The 20,825-nt window shown below is 50.4% G+C and carries 26 protein-coding genes; 15 read left to right on the top strand and 11 right to left on the bottom strand.

Annotated elements, in window-relative coordinates; genetic code table 11:
• The first annotated feature begins 64 nt into the window (after positions 1–64).
• From FD09_RS09585 to FD09_RS09555, 7 genes are all read left to right on the top strand, one after another.
• Positions 65–433: a PadR family transcriptional regulator gene (locus tag FD09_RS09585; RefSeq protein ID WP_057820788.1), complete on the top strand. Its 369-nt coding sequence runs from the start codon at positions 65–67 to the stop codon at positions 431–433.
• A complete protein-coding gene (locus FD09_RS09580) occupies positions 405–1,244 on the top strand; it encodes a DUF1129 domain-containing protein (RefSeq protein ID WP_057820786.1) in 840 nt (279 codons plus the stop codon). Before FD09_RS09585 ends, FD09_RS09580 begins: the two co-directional genes overlap by 29 nt.
• Positions 1,245–1,387: 143 nt before the next feature.
• Positions 1,388–1,924 (top strand): TetR/AcrR family transcriptional regulator, encoded by a 537-nt coding sequence (locus FD09_RS09575; RefSeq protein ID WP_057820784.1) that lies wholly within the window; start codon positions 1,388–1,390, stop codon positions 1,922–1,924.
• Positions 1,924–2,982: an ABC transporter permease gene (locus FD09_RS09570; protein ID WP_057820782.1), complete on the top strand. Its 1,059-nt coding sequence runs from the start codon at positions 1,924–1,926 to the stop codon at positions 2,980–2,982. Before FD09_RS09575 ends, FD09_RS09570 begins: the two co-directional genes overlap by 1 nt.
• 14 nt (positions 2,983–2,996) lie before the next feature.
• Positions 2,997–3,680 carry an ABC transporter ATP-binding protein gene (locus FD09_RS09565; RefSeq protein ID WP_057820780.1) on the top strand — a complete coding sequence of 228 codons (684 nt, stop codon included), beginning with the start codon at positions 2,997–2,999 and terminating at the stop codon, positions 3,678–3,680.
• Positions 3,681–3,863: 183 nt separating this feature from the next.
• Complete coding sequence (locus FD09_RS09560) at positions 3,864–4,643, top strand: CPBP family intramembrane glutamic endopeptidase (protein WP_162261504.1); 780 nt, start codon at positions 3,864–3,866, stop codon at positions 4,641–4,643.
• A 28-nt stretch (positions 4,644–4,671) separates the two neighbouring features.
• The gene (locus tag FD09_RS09555; protein WP_057820777.1) at positions 4,672–5,295 is read left to right on the top strand and encodes an SAP domain-containing protein; all 624 of its coding nucleotides are present in this window, start codon (positions 4,672–4,674) and stop codon (positions 5,293–5,295) included.
• On the opposite strand, the gene FD09_RS09550 is transcribed toward FD09_RS09555, so the two are convergent.
• The 4 genes from FD09_RS09550 to FD09_RS09535 all read right to left on the bottom strand — a co-directional run bounded on the left by FD09_RS09550 (position 5,292) and on the right by FD09_RS09535 (position 7,513).
• The gene (locus FD09_RS09550; RefSeq protein ID WP_057820774.1) at positions 5,292–5,621 is read right to left on the bottom strand and encodes a MazG nucleotide pyrophosphohydrolase domain-containing protein; all 330 of its coding nucleotides are present in this window, start codon (positions 5,619–5,621) and stop codon (positions 5,292–5,294) included. The genes FD09_RS09555 and FD09_RS09550 overlap by 4 nt on opposite strands.
• 81 nt (positions 5,622–5,702) lie before the next feature.
• Positions 5,703–6,344: an ABC-2 transporter permease gene (locus FD09_RS09545; RefSeq protein ID WP_057820773.1), complete on the bottom strand. Its 642-nt coding sequence runs from the start codon at positions 6,342–6,344 to the stop codon at positions 5,703–5,705.
• Complete coding sequence (locus FD09_RS09540) at positions 6,322–7,062, bottom strand: ABC transporter ATP-binding protein (protein ID WP_057820771.1); 741 nt, start codon at positions 7,060–7,062, stop codon at positions 6,322–6,324. The genes FD09_RS09545 and FD09_RS09540 overlap by 23 nt, the downstream gene beginning before the upstream one ends.
• Positions 7,052–7,513, bottom strand: coding sequence for a helix-turn-helix domain-containing protein (locus FD09_RS09535; RefSeq protein WP_057820769.1), 462 nt, complete (start codon positions 7,511–7,513; stop codon positions 7,052–7,054). Before FD09_RS09535 ends, FD09_RS09540 begins: the two co-directional genes overlap by 11 nt.
• Positions 7,514–7,765: 252 nt before the next feature.
• Between FD09_RS09535 and FD09_RS09530 the strand changes: the two genes are divergently transcribed.
• Together FD09_RS09530 and FD09_RS09525 are read left to right on the top strand one after the other, a co-directional pair.
• Positions 7,766–8,530 carry a CPBP family intramembrane glutamic endopeptidase gene (locus FD09_RS09530; RefSeq protein WP_057820768.1) on the top strand — a complete coding sequence of 255 codons (765 nt, stop codon included), beginning with the start codon at positions 7,766–7,768 and terminating at the stop codon, positions 8,528–8,530.
• A gap of 22 nt (positions 8,531–8,552) precedes the next feature.
• Complete coding sequence (locus tag FD09_RS09525; protein WP_057820766.1) at positions 8,553–9,251, top strand: CPBP family intramembrane glutamic endopeptidase; 699 nt, start codon at positions 8,553–8,555, stop codon at positions 9,249–9,251.
• Between the two features lie 150 nt (positions 9,252–9,401).
• On the opposite strand, the gene FD09_RS09520 is transcribed toward FD09_RS09525, so the two are convergent.
• Positions 9,402–9,593 carry a hypothetical protein gene (locus tag FD09_RS09520; protein WP_057820764.1) on the bottom strand — a complete coding sequence of 64 codons (192 nt, stop codon included), beginning with the start codon at positions 9,591–9,593 and terminating at the stop codon, positions 9,402–9,404.
• 68 nt (positions 9,594–9,661) lie between these two features.
• A complete protein-coding gene (thiD, locus tag FD09_RS09515) occupies positions 9,662–10,474 on the bottom strand; it encodes a bifunctional hydroxymethylpyrimidine kinase/phosphomethylpyrimidine kinase (protein ID WP_057820762.1) in 813 nt (270 codons plus the stop codon).
• 153 nt (positions 10,475–10,627) lie between these two features.
• Here thiD and FD09_RS09510 point away from each other — a divergent pair, with 153 nt between their 5' ends.
• From FD09_RS09510 to FD09_RS09500, 3 genes are all read left to right on the top strand, one after another.
• Entirely contained in the window at positions 10,628–10,807 is a 180-nt protein-coding gene (locus FD09_RS09510) for an MraZ N-terminal domain-containing protein (RefSeq protein ID WP_057820760.1), read from the top strand.
• 32 nt (positions 10,808–10,839) lie between these two features.
• Entirely contained in the window at positions 10,840–11,079 is a 240-nt protein-coding gene (locus FD09_RS09505; protein WP_057820758.1) for a CsbD family protein, read from the top strand.
• Positions 11,080–11,218: 139 nt separating this feature from the next.
• Positions 11,219–11,980 carry a glycosyltransferase family 2 protein gene (locus FD09_RS09500; RefSeq protein WP_057820756.1) on the top strand — a complete coding sequence of 254 codons (762 nt, stop codon included), beginning with the start codon at positions 11,219–11,221 and terminating at the stop codon, positions 11,978–11,980.
• Here the strand turns inward: FD09_RS09500 and FD09_RS09495 are convergent.
• The 4 genes from FD09_RS09495 to FD09_RS09475 all read right to left on the bottom strand — a co-directional run bounded on the left by FD09_RS09495 (position 11,937) and on the right by FD09_RS09475 (position 15,796).
• Complete coding sequence (locus FD09_RS09495) at positions 11,937–13,094, bottom strand: cation:proton antiporter (protein ID WP_057820754.1); 1,158 nt, start codon at positions 13,092–13,094, stop codon at positions 11,937–11,939. The two genes, FD09_RS09500 and FD09_RS09495, sit on opposite strands and share 44 nt — an antisense overlap.
• 96 nt (positions 13,095–13,190) lie before the next feature.
• Complete coding sequence (locus tag FD09_RS09490; RefSeq protein ID WP_057820752.1) at positions 13,191–14,021, bottom strand: DUF6612 family protein; 831 nt, start codon at positions 14,019–14,021, stop codon at positions 13,191–13,193.
• A 453-nt stretch (positions 14,022–14,474) separates the two neighbouring features.
• Positions 14,475–14,690, bottom strand: a complete 216-nt coding sequence (locus tag FD09_RS09480; RefSeq protein WP_057820748.1) for a hypothetical protein — start codon at positions 14,688–14,690, stop codon at positions 14,475–14,477.
• Between the two features lie 71 nt (positions 14,691–14,761).
• Positions 14,762–15,796: a branched-chain amino acid aminotransferase gene (locus tag FD09_RS09475; protein ID WP_057820746.1), complete on the bottom strand. Its 1,035-nt coding sequence runs from the start codon at positions 15,794–15,796 to the stop codon at positions 14,762–14,764.
• Positions 15,797–16,168: 372 nt separating this feature from the next.
• Between FD09_RS09475 and FD09_RS09470 the strand changes: the two genes are divergently transcribed.
• Together FD09_RS09470 and FD09_RS09465 are read left to right on the top strand one after the other, a co-directional pair.
• A complete protein-coding gene (locus FD09_RS09470; protein WP_057820744.1) occupies positions 16,169–17,272 on the top strand; it encodes a phosphomevalonate kinase in 1,104 nt (367 codons plus the stop codon).
• Between the two features lie 181 nt (positions 17,273–17,453).
• A complete protein-coding gene (locus tag FD09_RS09465; RefSeq protein ID WP_057820742.1) occupies positions 17,454–18,563 on the top strand; it encodes a lactate oxidase in 1,110 nt (369 codons plus the stop codon).
• A gap of 123 nt (positions 18,564–18,686) precedes the next feature.
• On the opposite strand, the gene FD09_RS09460 is transcribed toward FD09_RS09465, so the two are convergent.
• Positions 18,687–19,079, bottom strand: coding sequence for a GntR family transcriptional regulator (locus FD09_RS09460; protein ID WP_057820740.1), 393 nt, complete (start codon positions 19,077–19,079; stop codon positions 18,687–18,689).
• 298 nt (positions 19,080–19,377) lie between these two features.
• Here FD09_RS09460 and FD09_RS17095 point away from each other — a divergent pair, with 298 nt between their 5' ends.
• Entirely contained in the window at positions 19,378–20,466 is a 1,089-nt protein-coding gene (locus tag FD09_RS17095; protein WP_057820739.1) for a PcsB-like coiled-coil domain-containing protein, read from the top strand.
• Positions 20,467–20,825 lie beyond the last annotated feature (359 nt).

Here is a 20,825-nt window from a genome sequence, read left to right as displayed (position 1 = left end):
ACGAGATATATTATGAGCAACAACTAGCTGGTATTACCTAATAGCCGGAAAGGAGGGACGCTACATGGCGCAAGATTTACACAGTCAGATGCTCAAAGGAGTATTACAGGGCTGTGTATTGATCATTCTTAGCCGTGGTGAATATTACGGGTACACCTTGAGTCAGGAGCTCGAGCACTATGGCTTCGCGGAAATTCCCAAAGGGACGATTTATCCCTTGCTCATGGCGCTGGAGAAAAAGGGACTGATCACCAGTCAACTGCGTCCTTCCCCAGACGGGCCGGACCGTAAATATTATCAAGTGACTCCAGACGGGACGGCGGCCCGCGCCGATTTTATCCACCAATGGCATCAATTAACCGATCATGTGACTCAGTTATTAACTGCAGAGGAGGGGTCTAATCATGGCCACGAAGACGAATCAACTCATTGAAGAAAACAACACACTCCGGGAACAATTGACGCCAGCTAACAAAAAATATTATGAGGATCTGCTCCTTTACATGCGCACTAAAGAGATATTGAAAGATGATGCCGTCATTGAGCAGGAACTCCTGACGATTTTGACCGATATTATCGCTGCCCAGCAGGATGGTGTTTCAGCCGTGGATTATTTTGGCAAGCAACCCCAAGAAACAGCTGACGATATTTTGGCGGAAGTGCCCACGCATTGGTTTAGCGTGTTGAAAATGATTGGCTCTGTTCTGCTTGGGTATGTCCTGATCACCGCCATTCCGGCCCTGACGATTCCCACTTCACCGGTGGATATCGGGACAGAGATTATTACCGGCCTCTATTTCACCATGGCCGCGTTTGTGATTGTCACCTATATTGGCCGCACGACATACAAAAAACAGCATGAATGGGGCCGCCTAGGGTGGATCATTCGCTGGTTATTGGCCTGTGTATTCATCGCCCCAGGGTTCCTCTTGTCGTTCTTTCTGAAAACCCCTTGGCGGATTTATTTGACAGGATTCATCGGGATTGCACTCATTTGTGTTCTGCTGGTGATCACAGGCGTCATTTTCTGGCGGGAGAATGATAAAACGATCTGGTGGCCATTTGTGCCGATCGTGCTGATCATGGCGTTGATCGGGATCGTGACGCGGATTCCGTCTTGGCAGGCATTCCTGCTGAATACTGATCCGGGCCGCATCGGTTTGGCGGTGGCGCTGGGCGTTGCTTTGATTGTATTTTACGTGTTGATTTGGATGCTGTTTCGCCGGACGAAGCGGGAGCACTAACTATCCTTGATTACTGACCTTTGTTTTCCTCGACAGAAAGGTGTCGAGGATTTTTTTGTCTGCCGAGTTGACACCGTGTCACTTTTGCTGTATTGTAATGATCGTTAAGTGACACGGCGTCACTTTTCGAAAGGAGACATCCCATGCCCACGGCCACATTTAACAATTTGAAACCAGAAAAGAAACAACTTATCACGCAAGCACTGCGCCATGAGTTTTCCACCCACTCCTTTGCGGACGCCCAAGTGGCGCGGATCGTGAAGGATGCGGGCATTGCCCGCGGCGCCTTTTACAAATACTTCGCCGACCTGGCGGATGCCTACATCTATCTCTACGGCGTCGCCATGCGGGACATTCACGCCAGCATTAATTTTCAGCAAACCGATCAATACTCGGCGGCCAACTATCTTTCCTACGCGGAACAATTCTTGGCATCACTGGCCAATAACCCGTATCGTGAATTAATTCGCCGCCATTTCACCGAAAACGAAGGGGCTTTGCAGATCCCCACCACCCTGAATTCGCCGGAGAAGTTAGCAGTTTTACCGGCGCCGGATTGGGCGGCGACAATCTTGAGCCACGAAGTGATTCGCCAAATTATGCTCTATCCGGATATGCAAAAATCCTTACTCGCAAAATTCGCCACAACACTGGACCAACTGGAAGGAAGTCATCGTTAATGTACTTAGCCTGGAAAGAAATCAAACACGAAAAACTGCGTTACGGACTGATCATCGGGATGATTTTGTTGATCAGCTACTTAGTTTATATCCTCAGCGGGCTGGCCTTTGGCTTGGCCCAGCAAAATACCGAAGCCATTGACTCCTGGGGTGCCCAGAGTGTGATCCTGGATAAGGATGCTAACACCAGTCTGCAGCAGTCGATGCTGACGAAGAGCCAAACGGACAAGATGACCTTGACGAAGCAAGAAAGTTACGTCGGGCAAAGTGCCATTGTGGCTAAGGAAGCCAACCACGCCAAAGTATCCGCCCAATTCATCGGGCTGGACTGGGATCAGTTTATTGGGAAAAAGCTGGTATTAACCAGCGGCCACAAGCCGACCAAGGCCAATCAAGTCGTGGTGGACGATGGATTTAAGACCAGCAACTACAAGCTGGGCGACACCATCAAGTTTAATTCCAATGCAGACACCTATAAAATCGTCGGTTTCACCCATAATGCCAAGATCGATATTGCGCCCGTCGTTTACGGTGATTTGAGCACGTGGCGCACGCTGAAGAAACTGCCCGATACCTTCGTGGCCAGCGGGGTAATTTCCCAAAACGCGCAGTACAAACCAGGTGTTGATCAGTTGAAGAACTATTCAGTGGCTGCTTTTATCAATAAACTACCAGGATACAGCGCCCAGAACATGACCTTCACGTTCATGATTGCCTTCCTGATGATCATTTCCCTGGTGGTCATTGCGGTATTCCTATATATCTTAACGATTCAAAAAATCCCCAATTACGCCGTCCTGCGCGCCCAGGGAGTGCCCTCCCGCGTACTCGTCAGCAATACCATCAACCAAGCCCTATTGCTGGTCTTTGGCGGCTTAGCCTTGGGTGTCGGGTTAACTGCGCTCACAGCGGCCCTTTTACCCGCTGGCGTACCCATTGCCTTCAATTGGCCAATCCTGGCAGTTGTGACGGTGGGGATCCTGCTTACCGGCGTGATTGGCGCCTTGATTCCCGTGAAATTGATTCTCAAAGTTGATCCCGTCAGCGTGATTGCCTAATGGAGGGTTTCCAAATGGAAAATACGAATACGATTGAAATGCACCATATCGACAAGACCTTTGGCCATGACACCAGCAAGATTCAAGTGCTGAAGGATATTGAGTTCACGGCTCAGCGGGGTGAAATGAGCCTCGTGATCGGGCCTTCCGGTTCAGGCAAGAGCACCTTCCTGACGATTGCTGGCGGCCTACAAACACCGACTGCTGGGGAAGTGCGGGTGGAGGACACGCCGCTGACCGCGATTCCGGTGAAAAAACGCGATGCCTTGCGGTTAAACAAGATCGGTTTTATTCTGCAAGCCTATAACCTGGTGCCCTTCCTGACAGTCCGCGAGCAATTCCGCTTTGTCGATCGGATTAAGGGGGCTACCCACATGACTGAGGACGAATTGATGGCCTTGTTAGATGATTTGGGTATTCGTGATTTGATCAATAAATACCCCAGTGAATTATCCGGTGGCCAAACCCAGCGCGTGGCGATTGCCCGAGCGCTGTATCCCAATCCCGAGATCGTGCTGGCTGATGAGCCCACGGCTGCGCTGGATAGTGAGCGGGTGACAGTCGTGGGAGAACTGCTTCGTGATTTGGCCAAGAAGCACAATAAATCGATTATTGTAGTCACCCATGATATGCGGCTAAAGCAGTTTGCGGATCATATTTATGAGATCTTGGATGGTAATATGCGGCAGGCGAGTTAACTTAGAAGATTGACCGAATACGCCCCATCACTGGTTTTTCTAATCAGTGATGGGGCGTTTTTAACTATCATAGATCGCCCAATCATTTTGATCTGCTTAATGTCTCGTCTTGATTTTCAGAAAAGTAAAGCATAGGCTGAAAACATGTTTGGAAGGGGAGTGTTCGCGAAAGTGAATCAATTGATGGAGAAAGTTAAGCGTCACCCGGTTGTGACGGTGATCATATTTTGGTCACTCTTGATATTTTGTGATAAAGCAATCGCCAGTCCGCTGGTAGCTATGATTAAGGCACCCGATATTGTCTTGGAAGTCATATTCAAAGGATTGGAGCTGCTGGCCGCAATCGGGTTGAATCTTTGGCTCACGAAACAACCACTGCATTGGCAAGCGGCGATCGGTAAAAACAGTCTGATTGCATTTGGCATCATGGGGGCCATCGTCTTGTTTGCCACATTGGCCGAACTCGGTAATTTTGTTGATGCAGCCACGATTGCGGTCATTGCGGCGGTGCCGGAGGCGTTCGCGTTTCGGGGTGTGATTCTAGGTAGTTTAATCACGCATCTCAAAATTGAATCCGTATCCCGGCGGGTCGGGGCGGCAATTGTGCTGTCCAGCGCGTTGTTCAGTTTAGCCCACTTGGGTAATATCGGGAGCCAAGGGTTAACCGTCACGTTGATACAAGTGATTGAGGTATTCGGTTTGGGCTGTGTTCTTGGCGCATTGTATGTGCGTAAAGGCAGTCTGCTATTTCCGATGCTGGCCCATGGGTTCTTGGATTACATGGTGACCATCATGCACGGGTATACCGCGACCGTGGGCAGTGCGGGGGCACTCAACGCGACACTTTTCTCCGCTGTCTTGCATATGCTGATGTACATTGGTTTAGCAATCATTATTTGTAAGCCGGACAGCATCCACCAGTTGCAGCAGCAAGTGGGCGCGCTAGGCGGGCGAAGAGAGTGAGTTGTGACAAAATGGGGAAGAGATTTTGATGGATCTAGAGTCGTTTAAGACGCAGTATCACTACAAAACGGATCTGGTGGCATTGTGTCGCCAGTATCATTTACCCACCAGCGGTACCAAGGCTGTGCTGACTCAACGGTTGCTGGATTATTTATCTGGCCGACCGGTGACGCAGCCAGCCGGGCCATCCGCGCACCATCAACCGCTGGCTAGTCATACGCTGAGCCTTGAAACACCAATTGTCGGCTCAGGCTTTGCCTTCAATCAAGCGGCACGACAGTTCTTTTCCCACTATTTTCACGTGGAACATTTCTCGTTTACCAAGCCCATGGCCGTATTTAATCGGCAAGTTGAAGCAAAAAAAGATCAGACCGCCACAATTGGCGATCTGATCCGGGTCTATCAAGAAACAAAGGACAAACCGGCAGCACAACGGGCGTTTTTGGCTAATAGCCCCGAAGAGCGGACCGATCAGTGGAACAACTTTGTCCGCGATTTCTTCGCGGATCCGCAGACGGCAAGGTTTCACGACCGGCTGAAGGTGGCGGCCATTCTTTGGCAGCAAGTCAAACGATCGACGGCTGTCAAGATCTATGCGCCAGCGTTATTGACGCAATATGGGACACTGATTGCCGAGTATCGCCGCTCTTAATGGGGCCGGTTTTCGTTGAACCGACGGCTGAGTTTGGTTTCGCTTTGGTCCAGTAATGTTTCCGGGTCAATTCCGAATTTGGCACTGAGAATCAAGACTTGATCTAAGACATCGGCCAATTCTTCCTTCAAGTTGGCCGTCTTTTCAGCCGGTGTTTGCGGTTTTTCACCAGGATGATGGCGGCCAATTTCTAAGGCGCGCACGGCCCGGGCAACTTCACCGGTTTCTTCAGTCAAGAAATTCACGTGGACAAATGGTGAGAAATGATACCAACCGTGTCGTTTGTAAAAATCAATCAGCCAATCTTGATGGTTTTCTAAATTCAATTATGCGGCCTGCTTTCATGCACCGACTTGACCTGAACGGGTTGAGCCGGTTTTGTTTAGGTCAAGCATAGCAAATTTTGGCTACAAGTCCACTCGTTTAAAATTCCGTATACTAATCCGCAGGGTCCAGAAGAAACTGATAATAAAGGCGATCAAACCCACTACCAGGAAAGGCAATTGGTGCAGCAGCGCCGCCGGTTGAACCGAATTCACCCAGCTCAGCCCCGGCAGGTGAGGCAGTGTTTCCATCACGCCTAGTAGGATCAAGGCGGCCAAAGTACCCCAGAAGTAGGGCCACCCAATTTTAGTCCCGGTCTTAAAGAAGCCGGTGAGAAACAGGTAGTCGAAAACGGCCAGGGCCAACAATCCCAAACCAAAATAGGTCATATTCGCGTTAATGCCCGCGTGATTGGTCTGGATATAAAGCGTCCGCAACAGCGCCCAAGGAATTGTGAGCAGCAGCATGGCTGTTTGAAAAGTGAAGGTGTAGAGCACTTTTCCTCGTACTACACCGGCCTTGCCCGCCGGCAAAAGGGCCGTGTATAGAATGTCATTAGTTTGTTTGGCATAGACCAAGTCCAGACTGGGTGCCAGCATGGCGAAGAAGAAGACCACACTGTATGGATAGGCCGGGACCAATACTAAGGCGCCCAGCCAGATGAAGAACCAGGTGGTGGGGTGGGCGGCGAGCAGGTACTCTTTACGCAGGTATGGCAGAGTCATCACTATCTTTCCTTTCTATCTTGATCATGATGTCATCAAAATTGAGCGGGGCATCCACCCCTAGACTGAACTCGCGCCGGAAGTGGTCGATGAAGTCGGCCTTAGCAGCGGAATAGAGCACTGTACCCGCGTGGATGTAAGTGATGGTATCCGCGATGGCGGCCAGGTCGGTGGTGATGTGGGTAGAGAAGAGGATGCTGTGGCGACCATCGGCGACATAATGCCGGAAGACCTGGCGAATTGCGTCCCGGGAGACGGGATCAATGCCGCTGGTGGGTTCGTCGAGGATGAGCATCGACGCATGGTGGCTCATGGTGACCGCCAGCTGGTATTTGATTTGCATCCCTGTGGAGAGTTCTTTGACCTTCTTTTGATCATCTAAATTGAAGAAGCGCAGGTAATAGCGATATTGGTCTTCGTCCCACTGAGAATAGAACTGGCGGGTTGTTTTGGTGATGGCGGCCAACTTTTTTTCTGGATAGTAAACTGTTTCACCCAACATCACGGCTAAATTTTCTGCACCGGCGAGTTGGATCGTCCCGCTGGTCGGGTTGACCAGTCCTGCAATACTCTTCAGCGTAGTAGACTTACCGGCCCCATTGACCCCGATCATGCCCATGATGGTGCCCGGGGCGATGGTGAAGGAGACGTCTTGCAAAGTGAACTGCGGGTAGTGTTTGGTCAGATGACTCACTGCCAGCAAAGAATCATTGGTCATGGTGTACCTCCTTGGCCACATGCGCATAAGCCGTGGCTTGACTCAAGAACACTTCGTTTTTGACCAGGGCCAATCCCGGCAGCGGGCCTTCTTCGTCACCCAGGACGACAAGATTGGTGCCTTTGACGAGGCCAAATAGATCGCGGGCACTTTTCGGGATGACAATTTGGCCCCGCTCCCCCACTTGGACTGTGCCGAAGAGGTGTTTTCCTTTCGGCGGAATGCCAATACCGCTTTTTTCGGTATCGTGATGGATGAGATCATCCAATGTAATATTGTAAAATTTCGCCAACGCGTCGGCGTGGGCGATATCCGGGACCGATTGCCCGCTTTCCCATTTGGCAATGGCTTGGCGGGTGACCCCGGCCCCTTCGGCCGTTTGTTCCAAGGTATAGCCGAAATGTGCGCGTAAGTTCCGCAGATTCCCGGCGAGTGGTGAATTGTCTGACATCGTTGTTTCCTCCGTTTCTTCTGACTTTTCATACTTGATCATAGACGGTTTGATGCGGGTCACAACCAATTGAAGGTACCAATATTTGTTAACTTCAGTTGCAGGTAGCAATACTTAAATGGGTATCATCACCTAACAATACTGTTAGATACGGCCTCTTTTTGTCCATTCCACCCAATTGCTCCGCGTAATACTTCTTGTCCGCCGGGTATCTACGTTATAATAGGCACCATACAGAGAGGAAGTGCCCCGATGTCATCCTATCAAGTACCCAATCAAAACAAATTACCGAAGCCTCATCTGGAGCCGCCTAAAAAAGGGTGGCCGACCCATTTGCCGGATGGGGTGGTGCGCCTGCTCTTAATTCCCTTGATGATCGTGTTGATTTCCGTGCCCCAATTACCCATGGGTTTTGTCTATGCGAAGTATCGATCGGGCCAACCGCTGGGCGACTTGCCGTATTATGGTTTATTTGCGTTGATGATCCTGTTGTACGCCCTCAGCATTCTTTTTGTGCGCTGGATTATTCATCGCTATACGGATCAGCCGCTTTTGCGTCGCTGGGAAGCGCGGGATTGGAAATTCTTAGGAGTCGGTTATCTGGTGATGATGGCTGCAAAAATGATTATGGTGCCGCTTTACACGCAAATGACCGGGCAGCAATCCACCCAGAATGACGCCGCCATTCAAAAATTGCTCGGGTCTGGCAGCCAGATGATGTGGATGATCGTCTTCATGACGGTGATCGGCGCGCCCATCTTGGAAGAAATGGTCTTTCGCGGGTACATCATGAATGCTTGGTACACGCGTAATCCCATTTGGTCCGTGATAATTTCCGGGGCACTATTTGCGGCGGTCCATCAAAATAATTCCTTTTGGGGCACGCTGATGTATTTCGTTCTGGGCGCCGTATTGGCCGTGACGTATCGCCAGACGGGGAATATGGGCGTGAATATCGGTCTGCATTTCCTGAATAACGCGCCGATCATTTTTGTGGCGCTGAATCTGATTAAATGATGACGCGGGGCAGGTGACACAAATGCAGCAGCCAGAGACACCCAGTTTAATTTATCGGTTTGGCGAGTCCGTCAAACGGATATTCTTCTTTTCTGTATTCTTCTTGGTGATGGGTTGGTACCAAGCGCCGGCGCAGTTACCAGAACTGGGTCTCACCCCAGCCTGGATGCACGAGCACGACTTCTGGCTGGCACTGGCAGAGGTGCCCATTGCGGCCGTCATCGTGACCTTGTTTTTGCACCAATATGTCCATCAATTACGGGAATATAATCCCAAACGCTTTGGTCGGCACCGGTTGTCTTGGCAGCGGGTGGCGGTTTTTCTAGGCGGTACCATTCTTTTGCTGGCGCTTGTGTATTCCGGCAGCGAACCGCCTTTAAACGGCTACCGTTCTACTTTGCACCAACAACTGCAACTTATTCCGTGGACGACTATTGTTGGACAGATACTCTGCGCTCCGCTCATTGAAGAATTGCTGTATCGCGGTATTTTTATGAATTACTTCTGGAACCGGGAAAACGCGCTTTACCAGATCATGACGGTATTGTCAGCAGCCTTGATTTTTGGCTTGCTGCACGATTTTTCCTGGTCGCTGGCGCTGGTTTTTTGGACGGGAATCGGTTTTATCCATGCTGGTGTTTACGAATACACCCGCGACTTGCGCTACACCGTGGTCATGCATTTGATCGTTAATATCGTGGTGTTATGGTATTTATTCTAATACGAGCAAAAAAAGAGCGCCTTCCGTTTCACGTGAAACATGGAGGCGCTCTTTTAATATTTTCCAACACAATTAAGAGATGAACAGACTCGCAGCCGTACTAACTAATTACAGTATGGCTGCGGACTTTTGGGTATGTATTAGGAATGGTTATTTGGCGGCCGGACGTGGCAAATGATGTTTCAGATAACGGCCAATCGGATAGCCGATAACCACTAACGATACGGTAAGCAGAAGTGTGCTTTTGTAATCTCCGGTGGTCGCCATATGTATTCCAACCAAACCGACACTGACGACAACGATTAGCCAAACGATTGTGAGGACTGTGAAGGTCTTACTCATAGGATGGCCCCCTTTCTTGAATTGACCATATACCAAATGGCACAGTTTCGCTAGCTGCGCCGGTGGTGCTAGTGTTGAATTTTCGGTGCCCAGTGATTGATTGGGCCGAATTTATGACCCACCGCAATCGGATCGGCAATGGCTTCGTAAGTATATTGCTTCGCCAAGCGGAATGCGTCTGCGATGCTTTCGCCTTTCGCCATTTCGGCAGTGATCGCCGAGGAGAGTGTATCACCGGTTCCGTTGATCCGATCTGTGGCAACGTATGGGGCGCTGAGCCAGAAGCTGGTGCCATCTTCCAGTAAAGCGTAGTCCCGGACTTCCTTTTGGTCGCCATCATGATGGGCACCCTTCAACAGGACATTCTTGGCGCCGAGATCTTGCAGTTTATGGGCGGCAGTGACGGTATCGTCGTCCGTTTTGATCTCCATTTCAGCTAACTTTTGCGCTTCAAAGAAATTCGGGGTGATCACCGTTGCCAGCGGAATGAGCTCCTCCCGCAGAGTTTCGTAGGCACTTTCTTCCAGCAGCATGGCCCCGTGTTTGGTAATGATCACTGGATCCAAGACCAGCGGGCCAAACTGGCCGTCCTTGACGTTTGCCGCCACGGTGCGAATTAATTCGGAATCCGCCAGCATACCGGTCTTTGAAGCCCGGATGTGGAAGTCTGCCGCTAATGTCTTGAACTGTTGGGCCACAAAGGCCGTGGGCATGGACTGACTGGCATCAATGCCGTAGGAGTTACCGGCCACCGCCGCCGTCAGGACACACATCCCATGGACGCCTAAGGTGAAAAACGTAGTCAAATCTGCCTCCATTCCGGCAGATCCGTCTGAATCCGAGCCAGCAATCGTTAATGCTTGGGGAAATTCATTTGCCATACGTAAACCCTCATTTCTTGATAAATATTCCAATTAATCCCCATTATACAATGGCTTCCCGCTGCGGAACAGTTCCAAACAAAAAGTGGGCGCATAACTGGGAAAGTTGTTACTATAAAGGAGTGGGGAGTGTGCATGAAGGAGGGGCACAACATGGCAAGCCGTAAACACAACCGGGTCGATGAGAAGGGCCGGGTCGTGATTCCCGTAAAGATTCGGGAAGCGATGGAAATTGACGCGGGCTCGTTCATCGAGTTCGAGTATATGGCGCGCAAGCATCAACTTGTGATTCGAGCAGTCGCCGAATCCGATGTGCATGCACAGGATCATTGATCAGTTTTAATTTATGAGGAGGTTTTAAGTTTATGTCCAATACGGAAGACAAGATGAAGAACGCCAAGGACCATTTGGTGGGTAAGACCAAAGAAGGCTACGGCAAAGTCACCGGCGATAAGCAGGTGGAAACCGAAGGCAAGGCCCAAGACTTAAAAGCCGATGTCGGTGATAAGTTTTCTGAAATCAAGGAAACTGTCTCCGAAAAGGTTGGGGATGTCATCGATGCCGTCCAGGACAAGATGGGTAAAGACAAACAAGAAAAGAAGTAGTTTTCCCCCCAGGAACATGGAGAGGTGCGGATTGCTGTGATTAAACAGTGGTTCGCACCTCTTTTTGAGCATTTAATTTGCGTGCAACCAAAAAACGACCTAAGATGACCAGAACCAAAACCGAGGAGGTTTTATAATCATGGTGACCTTAGATATCGTTGTACCGTTTTATAACTTGGACGGTTATTTCAAAAATTCACTAAACAGTTTGATGAAACAAACCACCACGGATTTTACCGTGTGGCTGGTCGATGACGGCAGTACCGACGGGTTGACGGCGTTGGCGAAGCAAACTGCAGCAGCGGATCACCGGTTTTCAGTGATTGAACTACCCCGTCACGAGGGCACCTCAGCGGCGCGGAATGCTGGCGTGGCTGCAGGCCAAGCACCGCTGGTGACCTTTGTGGACGCCGACGACATTGTGGATCCGCGGTTTGCAGAAACGTTGATTACCGGTTTCCAGGAACACCACGCGGATATCGTTTCTGTGGGGTACACTTGGGGCGGCGGCTGGTTTCGGGGGCGGGGCGGCAGTGATGGTCGCGACCGCTGGCAGCAGATCAGTAAGCCAGATATGTTGGCCCAAGTGACCCGCCACGGCTCGGAAGTGGGCGGCTATATTTGGAACAAAGGCTTTTCCCGCGCGATGCTGCAGGCGCATCAGGTGACCTATGATACCCGGTTAACGATTGCTGAGGACTATCTCTATGCCACCGAGGCCGCTGCCGCTGGGGAAAACTTCTGGTATAACCCCGTGGTGCGATATACCAAGATTAACCGCCCGGGTTCCACGATTCATTCCCGGACTTGGGAAATGAGCCAGCAAGAGGATGCGGTCTTCTCCCAAATGGCGGCCATCAAGCAGCGGGCTCTGGCTGATGTAAATAATGCTTCAAGATAAATGGGGATAGCAGCGTCGTTAACAGGATTACGATGACGATGGCGGGATATTGTTCTTTCGGGAAAAGGCCGGCATCGTTGCCGATCTGGGCGGTGATCAAGGCCATTTCGCCTCGGGAGACCATCCCGGCACCGATGGTCAGACCTTGTTTCTTGGTGAAGCCGCCAAGGCGGGCGCCAATCATGCCGCCGTATAGTTTGGTGATGACGGCGAGCAGCGTAAAGAGAACAATGAGAATGACATCCGCCCACGTCAGGGTGAGTTTCATTTGCAAACCAATTCCCACAAAGAAGAAGGGGACGAAGAAGGCATAGCCCATGGGTTCGATGCTGGCGTCCACTTCTTTTTTTGTGGGTGTTTGGGCCACGGCCACACCGGCAAAGAAGGCGCCAACCACGTCTGACAGGCCGACGAAATCGGCTAGGGCGGCGGTGCCTAAGCAAATGACCATGGCCATCAGGGTGGGGCCCGAAACCACCAGCAGTTTTTCACTAAGACGCATCAACAGCGGCGCCAGCCAGCGAATCAACACAACAATACCGCCGAAGAAAAGCAGTTGTTCGCCGATGGTCAGGAGCATACTGGGCTGTTGACCAGTTTCGCTGGCGCCGCCAAAACTGATAAAGAAGCTCAACAGTAAAACGCCCAGGATATCGTCGGCCACGGCGGCCCCTAAAATCGTGGCGCCTTCTGGTCGATTCAGCGCGTTTTCTTCCTTTAATACGTCGACGGAAATACTGACGGAGGTGGCCGAGAAGACGATCCCCACCAGAATACTTTCAATCAACGACATGCCCAGCAACTTGCTGGCGATGCCCATGAGGACTACGGGGGCGGCCACGCCAATACAGGCCACATATAATGAAGGCTTGAGGAAACGGCGCAGTAAATGGAGGTCACTTTCTAAACCGGCCAGGAACATCAATACGATGACGCCCAGCTCAGAGAAGATGTGGAGCACATTAGTAGGATGCAGCCAGCCTAAAATGGCGGGTCCTAAGAGGATACCCGCCAATAATTGGCCGACCACCGCCGGCATATTGAGCCGCCGGGCGAGGTGCGCGAGGATCGTGGTGACTGCGAGAACGAGAACGATGGGTAAAAGAATAGTCATGGTCGGTTCCTTTCTAAAATGGGACACTGTCCATTATTGTACCGGTCGGTTATCTGGCTGACAACTGATGAACCGGTGAAGGAACCGGCGGTCAGACTATTCGGCGTCGTTCGTGCTAGCGGTGCTGTCACTGGCACTGCTGGAACTTAGCGCTTGGGCGTTTTTCTTCACATTGTCAGGAATCGTGAGGGGCTTCAGCTGATTGATCCGGCTGTACGTGGCATCAACAGTCTGTGTCATCTTTTGATCGTCGATTTTTGCCGTCATGGTGTAATGATATTGCTTCGGCAGATACGTCTTTTTATCCATCGTCATTGTCATTTCAAATTTCGTAATGTCGATGGCACTCCAGACCTTTTCCAGTGACGCAGAAGCACCTGGACTTTGGGCCATGATGTCTTTGGCGATATCCTTGATTGCCTTACCGCTGCCCTGGTAGCTTAGCGCATAGGTGGCAGCGTGGGTAGTGAGTTTCATTTTCTTTTGCAGTGACTTCGCGCTGTCCAAGAAACTGCTCGATTCGGTTTGCTTGCGCAACTCGGCGGCACTAGCGCCGGTTACCTGACTGATATCCATCCGGTACCAAGCGTCTTGATCTTGCACATAGGCCGTCGAATCGTCCACATACATTTTAATATTGGCATCACCATTCGCAGATTTCGTCACGTAATCCATGGACATGATAAAGGGATCGATTTGGTAAGACCCGGTCATATTGGCTTTGGTGTCGGTATCGCCCATATTGACCGTTGTGGTGAGATTAATATCAGAATTCTTGATCGTTTTGGCGGCTTTCATCGACTTTGCGATCACAGTCGTGGCGGTTTGCTGACTCGACGAACTGGCTGCGCTTTTGGTATTGTTCTGGCCGCAACCGGTTAATAAGAAAATTAGCGCGGCGACTCCAATCATCATTGCTTTCTTCATAGTGATTCCCTCCCCAAGGTGTGTGCTTTCCTCAACGTCTTAATTACACACTGGCGCCATGTGAATGTCAACGTTTTCGCATGGGGGGGGCATCTGAATGCTGTTCAGTGATGGACCGGAAAAAAGTGCAAAAAAAGTGGGAACACCTCAACTGTTTTCTAAACGGCCTAAGCCGCCAACAAATCAGTATTCCCGTAGGTTTGGCACCTATGAGTATAGTAGCAGAAAAAAAGATAGATAACAATACGTCGAAAACAGCACTGCCGGACACGCTAAAGCGGAGGAATGTAGACTGACCCACGGACTCCCTTACCAAAGCCGCGATATTGATCTTCCAGATCGGCTAAAAATTGAACCATTTCTGGTGCTAATTTTTGTTGTGCGGCTAACAACGAGAGCGGCGAGCTGATCCGGCGGGCGACGCGTTCCTCATCTCCCCTTCTTACTTCACTTCTATTTAGTTTGCGAGCGGCGCCGCCGATCACGAATCATGTTCCAAACAATAAAGATGATCACGGTCACGGCTAATCCGCCGATGACGTTGAGCGTTCGGTAAAGAAACATCACGAATCCATTTGGAAAACCTGCCGGACCTGGATCGAATGCCCAAGAGAGAAAGCCGATTAACGCCACGACTCCCCAGATTAATAATTTCACCCACGGCTTCATCAGAATGCGCTCCTCTCGATGATTTTAAGCGCATTCTAAACGTCACCGGTAGCAATGGTCAAGCATATTGCTTAATCTGTGACAGGGACGATCCAGCCTTTGGGTGCCTGGACATCGCCAAACTGAATACCGGTTAACAGGTCATACAGTTTATGGGTGATGGGGCCGACTTTCTTTTCATCATAAAATACGTGGTAGTGGTCGCCATATTGAATACCGGCGATAGGGGAGATGACAGCGGCGGTGCCACAGGCGGCGGCTTCGCCGAATTCATCCAGATCATCAATGCTAATGTGCGTCTCTTCTGTCTTCATCCCCAGCACATGTTCGGCTAAATAAAGGCTGGAATATTTAGTGATACTCGGCAGAATGGAAGGCGACTTGGGGGTCTTCAAAGTCTTGCCATCTTTGGTAAATGCCAAGAAGTTGGCAGAACCGACTTCTTCGATATACTTGTGATGGCGGGGGTCCAAATAAATGGCGTCGCTGAAGTGATGCTCATGGGCTGTCTTGCCCGCCAGCAAACTGGCCGCGTAATTCCCACCGACTTTGCTTTGGCCAGTTCCGTTATGCGCCGCCCGGTCATAGTCCACCACTAAGAAGTTGGTGGGCGTCAAGCCGCCCTTGAAATAAGGGCCCACAGGAGTGACGAAAATTCGGAAGGTGTATTCCTGGGCCGGTTCCACCCCGATGTTTTCCCCCACGCCGATGAGAATTGGCCGGATATACAAGGTAGCGCCGGTACCATAAGGCGGTACGAAATCCTGATTGGCGATGACCACTTGCTTCACGGCATCGATGAAGTCAGCCACCGGATAATGGGGCATGAGCAGCCGGTCGGCGGCATGTTCCATCCGTTGCGCGTTTTGATCTGGGCGAAAAAGTTGGATAGCGCCGGTCTTAGTCCGGTAGGCCTTCAGTCCTTCGAAAGCCCCCTGACCATAGTGTAAAATGGGAGAACCCTCATTCATTGTCATATTCGGGTCCTGAGTCAAGCCGCCCTTGTCCCAGGCGCCGTCCCGCCAGTGGGCTTCGAAGCGATAGGGAAGTTGCATATAGTTGAAGCCAAGTGCTTGCCAGTCGATTGTTTTCGGGTCTGCAATCATGATAATCCCTCCAGTTAGTTATTATTCACACATATTACTCTCATTTTAAAAGATGTCCACCGTTTCGCCTGAATTCGTGTGAGTTTTCTTGACGTGGGACCGTTATTTTGAAACTTGGACAGAGATATGAATCCTGATGATTCCAGTGTCAATGCGGAGTAATCGGAGACTGAATGAGGCTCGCCGTCACAGCGTTCCAGCCTCATTCAGCCGGAGATTACGCAGCTTTGGCACGGCCGTTGTGATGATTGTTCTCCCAGTCGCATCGGTAATGATTTGTCAAAGATATCAATCCCATGTTGCGTCCATGGGGGCATGACTGTTAATATTTTCCGTAGACTTACAAGAACGTAACATAGGAGCTAAAATTTAGTGATTACTGTAAAAGCACCAGGTAAACTATATATCGCCGGAGAATATGCGGTGGTCGAAACGGGTCAGCCCGCGGTGATCGTGGCTTTAAACCAGTTCGTCACTGTCCGGGTCGAAGCCGCCCACGGTATGGGCCGGATTGAATCGAAACAGTATCAGGAGAATTCTCTTTACTGGCGGCGCCAGGGGGATGAGATGGTTTTTGACAATCGAGACAATCCCTTCCACTATATTCTTTCGGCCATCCGGTTTACGGAAGCTTATGCCAGTGAACAAGGCAAGCCGTTGCGGCTATTTAATCTGTATGTCGATTCCGATCTAGATTCAGCAGACGGCCGCAAGTTTGGCCTGGGCAGTTCCGCTGCAGTGACGGTGGGCACAGTCAAGGCCCTGTGCCAGTTTTACAACTTGCCGTTAAGCCAGGAAAGAATCTATAAACTAGCGGCTATTGCCCATTTGGATATTCAAGGCAATGGCTCATTGGGCGACATTGCGGCCAGCGTCTTTGGCGGCTGGATCGCCTACCGTTCATTTGATCGGGAATGGCTGCATGCGCAACGCAACCTGTCGACATTAAGCAACCTATTGGCCATGCCCTGGCCGGGGTTGGATATTGAGCTGTTAACGCCGCCGGATAACTTACGGTTGCTCATCGGTTGGACTGGTTCGCCGGCTTCGACATCTCATCTAGTCGATCAAATCAAGGCGGCCACTTCCCGTTCCCAAACGGAATATCATCGCTTCTTGGCGGCCAGCCGAGTGGTGGTGACCAAACTGGTGCAGGGATTTCGGGATGGTGATTTGCAGGCGATCAAGGATCAGATTGGCCGGAATCGATTCTTGCTGCAACAACTGAGTCATATCAGCCATGTCCATATTGAAACGCCGAAACTAATGAATATGTGTAACTTGGCAATTCATGCAGGTGGGGCTGCCAAGACGTCCGGCGCTGGCGGCGGGGACTGCGGTATCGTTATTTTGGACCGCAGCGTCAACCCTGATCCGCTGATTGCGGCATGGCACAAGATCGGTGTGCAGCATTTACCCCTCAGTGTGCATTTAATTGAACCCCAAACTGTTTCACAATTGCGCGAAGCTCATTAATTCCATTAATAATTTCCAGAAAGGCCAACACGCCTCTCTGGATTTTTTTTACAGAAAATCAGGCAAAACACTTGCTTACTTTTTGTAAGTAGATATAATGGATCTTGTGGTACATAAGAAATGAGCACGGGTTGGCGAGTATTTCGCCCCGTGTTCGCTCAATATTGGAGGTTGATTTTTGATGACAGTCACAAATGGTTATGAACAAAGTGATCGCGAACAAAAACTGGATTTTATTAATGTGAATGATTTGGAAAAAGAAGCCGAAAAGATTATTCCTAAGGGCGGTTTTGGTTACATCCGCGGTGGTTCGGAAGATGAATGGACGCTGCGGGAAAATACTTTGGCGTTCAATCACGCCCAAATCATTCCGCGGGCACTGACTGATATGGAAAATCCCTCCACGGATACAGAGGCATTTGGCTTACATTTCAAGACACCATTAATGATGGCACCCACAGCGGCCCAGGGCTTGGCCCATGCCAAAGGGGAAACTGATACTGCCCGGGGTGTGGCCGCTGCTGGTGCGTTGATGGCCCAAAGCACATATTCTTCCACTTCAATTGCAGATACGGCTGCAGCTGCCAATGGTGCGCCGCAGTTCTTCCAGCTTTATATGAGTAAAGACTGGGACTTCAACCATCATCTGTTGGATGAGGCGAAGAAAGCCGGCATTAAGGGCATTATTTTGACCTTGGATGCGCCGGTGGATGGTTTCCGCGAAGATGATATGCGCAACCACTTCCAGTTCCCGATTCCTATGGCGAATTTGACCGAATACTCTGAAGGTGATGGCGCCGGTAAGGGAATTGGTGAGATCTATGCGGCTGCAGCGCAAAAGATCGGCCCGAAGGATATCGAACGGATTGCCGAATACACGGATTTGCCAGTGATTGCCAAGGGGATCATGTCCCCCGAGGATGCCTTAAAGGCCATTGGTGCTGGGGCAGCTGGGGTATATGTATCTAACCACGGCGGGCGTCAGTTGAATGGCGGCCCGGCTTCTTTCGATGTATTACCGAGCATTGCTGCCGCAGTGAACCACCAAGTACCGATCATTTTTGATTCCGGTGTCCGGCGTGGTTCCCATGTCTTTAAGGCATTAGCATCCGGTGCTGATCTGGTAGCCTTTGGGCGGCCGGCAATCTATGGTCTGGCCTTAGGTGGTGCCGAAGGGGTGCAAGGCGTCTTTGAGCATTTGAACGCTGAATTGAAGATTGACATGCAATTAGCGGGGACCAAGACCATCGCTGATGTGCAACATGCCAAGTTAGCACATTTCCCAGCATAAGCGTAACCGGTCTGTATATCTAAAAAATCCTGCCCGAGCATTTAGCTCGGACAGGATTTTTTTCGTTTGCAGAGAAATGATGATATCTTGAAGCGCGAATTCGAGAATAATGACGCAAATTAATCAGATCTTGGTGGACGCTTTGGGCAGCGGCCGAAAATGGGTAATGATGGTTTGACACAATTCTTGTAACTGACGAATGGTCAGGCCTTGCAACAAGCCCTTGGCTAGGGCCACCGTCAATTCCGGAGTAATCGTCTCGGAATCAATGATCGGCAAGTTGCTGGCCACCTGGGTACCACGATGGCGATCGCCCTCGACATACCCCCGTTGCTTCAATAGTTGGTAACATTTGGACACAGTCATGGGATCAATCGCCAGTTCGGTGGCTAAAACCCGCGTGGCTGGTAACTGATCGCCCGGATCAAGATCGCCAGTCGCAATGGCAATAATGATTTGCTGGGCTAGTTGGACGTAAATCGGTTGGGCACTGTCTTCCGTGATTTTAAACTTCACGGAACTCACCACCTTGTGTTTGTATTGCTTGCATTAATTCAATAACGGCAAGTTACGTTTATTATAATGCAAGTTTTATTACAAGGATAGACCGTTTGCATAAGTTGCTGGGAAAAATTTGATACGGTATTTACCAGCTTTCATGCGGTTCTTCATAACCCGATAAAATTATAGGCCCGCCTTTATTACGAATGTTGTCTTTTACAAAGATCTCTGGACCAGATTGTAAACCGGTCGTTACGAAACTGTAACATTGGCCGTGTTATCGTGTACCAAGAGTTCAGGAGGTCATACAAACATGAAGAAAGTTTCACGCGTATTAACGGGGATCATCGCAATAACGTTGTTCGCCGGGTTTATCGGTCCCGTGAATGTTCACGCTGACACGGTCTCCGATGCGAAGGCCGCAATCAGCAGCAAGAACGATATTTCGAGCAAACTGGTCAATGAAATCAATGACCAAACCACAAAGTTGAACGATCTTAACCAACAAGTCGTGACAAAGCAGACTGAGTTGGATCAAACCGAGGAAGACATCGATACTGCGCAAAGCCGTATTAGCGAGTTAACCGGTAAGATTACCCAGACCCAAACCCAGATTTCGCAACGTAAAGAAGTATTGAAGGAACAACTGGTGGCGCTGCAAAAGCAGAACGCCGAAACTGTCACAGGGAATGTCTACATTGACTTCCTGTTAAAGAGTGACAACCTGTCTGATTTAATTTCTCGCTCCTTCGCTGTGAATAAGATCTCTGGCGCGACGCAAGATGCGTTAACCGCCGTCCAAAATGCCGAGAAGCAACTGGCTGATCTGAAGAGCGAACAAGTGCAAAAAGAGAATCAACTGCAAAGTCAAAAACAGCAAATCGTTCAGGACCAACAATCCTTGAAGGATGCTCAAGCAGCTGCACAAAGTCAGCAAGATAAGTTGCAAAAAGAATTAAATGATAACAAGTCGCAACTGGCTGGATTACAAACACAACTAAATTCTGCTTTGGCAGCGGCGAAGGCGCAAGAAGAAGCCTTAGCAGCTAAGAAGGCCAATAGCAATAGCAGCAATACTGCTTCACCCACTCCCGTTAGCACCAACAGCGGCAGCAGTGATGCCAGTGTCAGTGGTGCTGGTATGCGGATTATGAAAATTTCATTCTATGATCCGGCAGTATTAGGTTCCGGCATGGGTTACGGTGGTGTGGCTGCGGCCTTGTCCATCTATCCTAAGGGAACACGTTTGAAGATCGTCTTCGCTGATGGCACGACGATCCACCGGGTGGTTAACGATACTGGTTCATTTGCTGCCAGCAATCCGAACCAACTGGATGTGGCCTGGCCGAATTCGTCCATTCCGTCTTACGGTGTGACGACTGCGGTTGTGACGGTCGAATAAGCTTAATATTTTAAACGAAGCCTCGCAGGTTGCGGGGCTTTTTTGATGCGAACCCGGCCGTGCCAATGCTACGCAATCTGCGGCTGAAGGGGGTGGCGAAGCGAAGCAAGTGCGGAGCCGCAGGCGTAGCTAGTGGTGACGGCGCTTTGAGCCCGCTGAGGAGCGCGGTCTCAAAGACGCCTAACGTCATCAGTGGCCAAGACCGGGCCACTGTGACGTTTCCACCACTGAGCCCCCTTCTCAGCCTCCGATTGCTCCGCAGTGGCACTAGAAATGACGGAATTTTGAGTCATCGTTCACTCAGTCGCGCGGGGAAATACAAGCGGGAATGGGCGTCGCTCTTTTCTTGACGCCTGGTA

The organism is Schleiferilactobacillus perolens DSM 12744 (genome assembly GCF_001435585.1).
GTDB lineage: Bacteria > Bacillota > Bacilli > Lactobacillales > Lactobacillaceae > Schleiferilactobacillus > Schleiferilactobacillus perolens.
The sequence above is the reverse complement of the archived record's forward strand: the minus strand, read 5'-3'. Positions and strand labels throughout refer to the sequence as shown.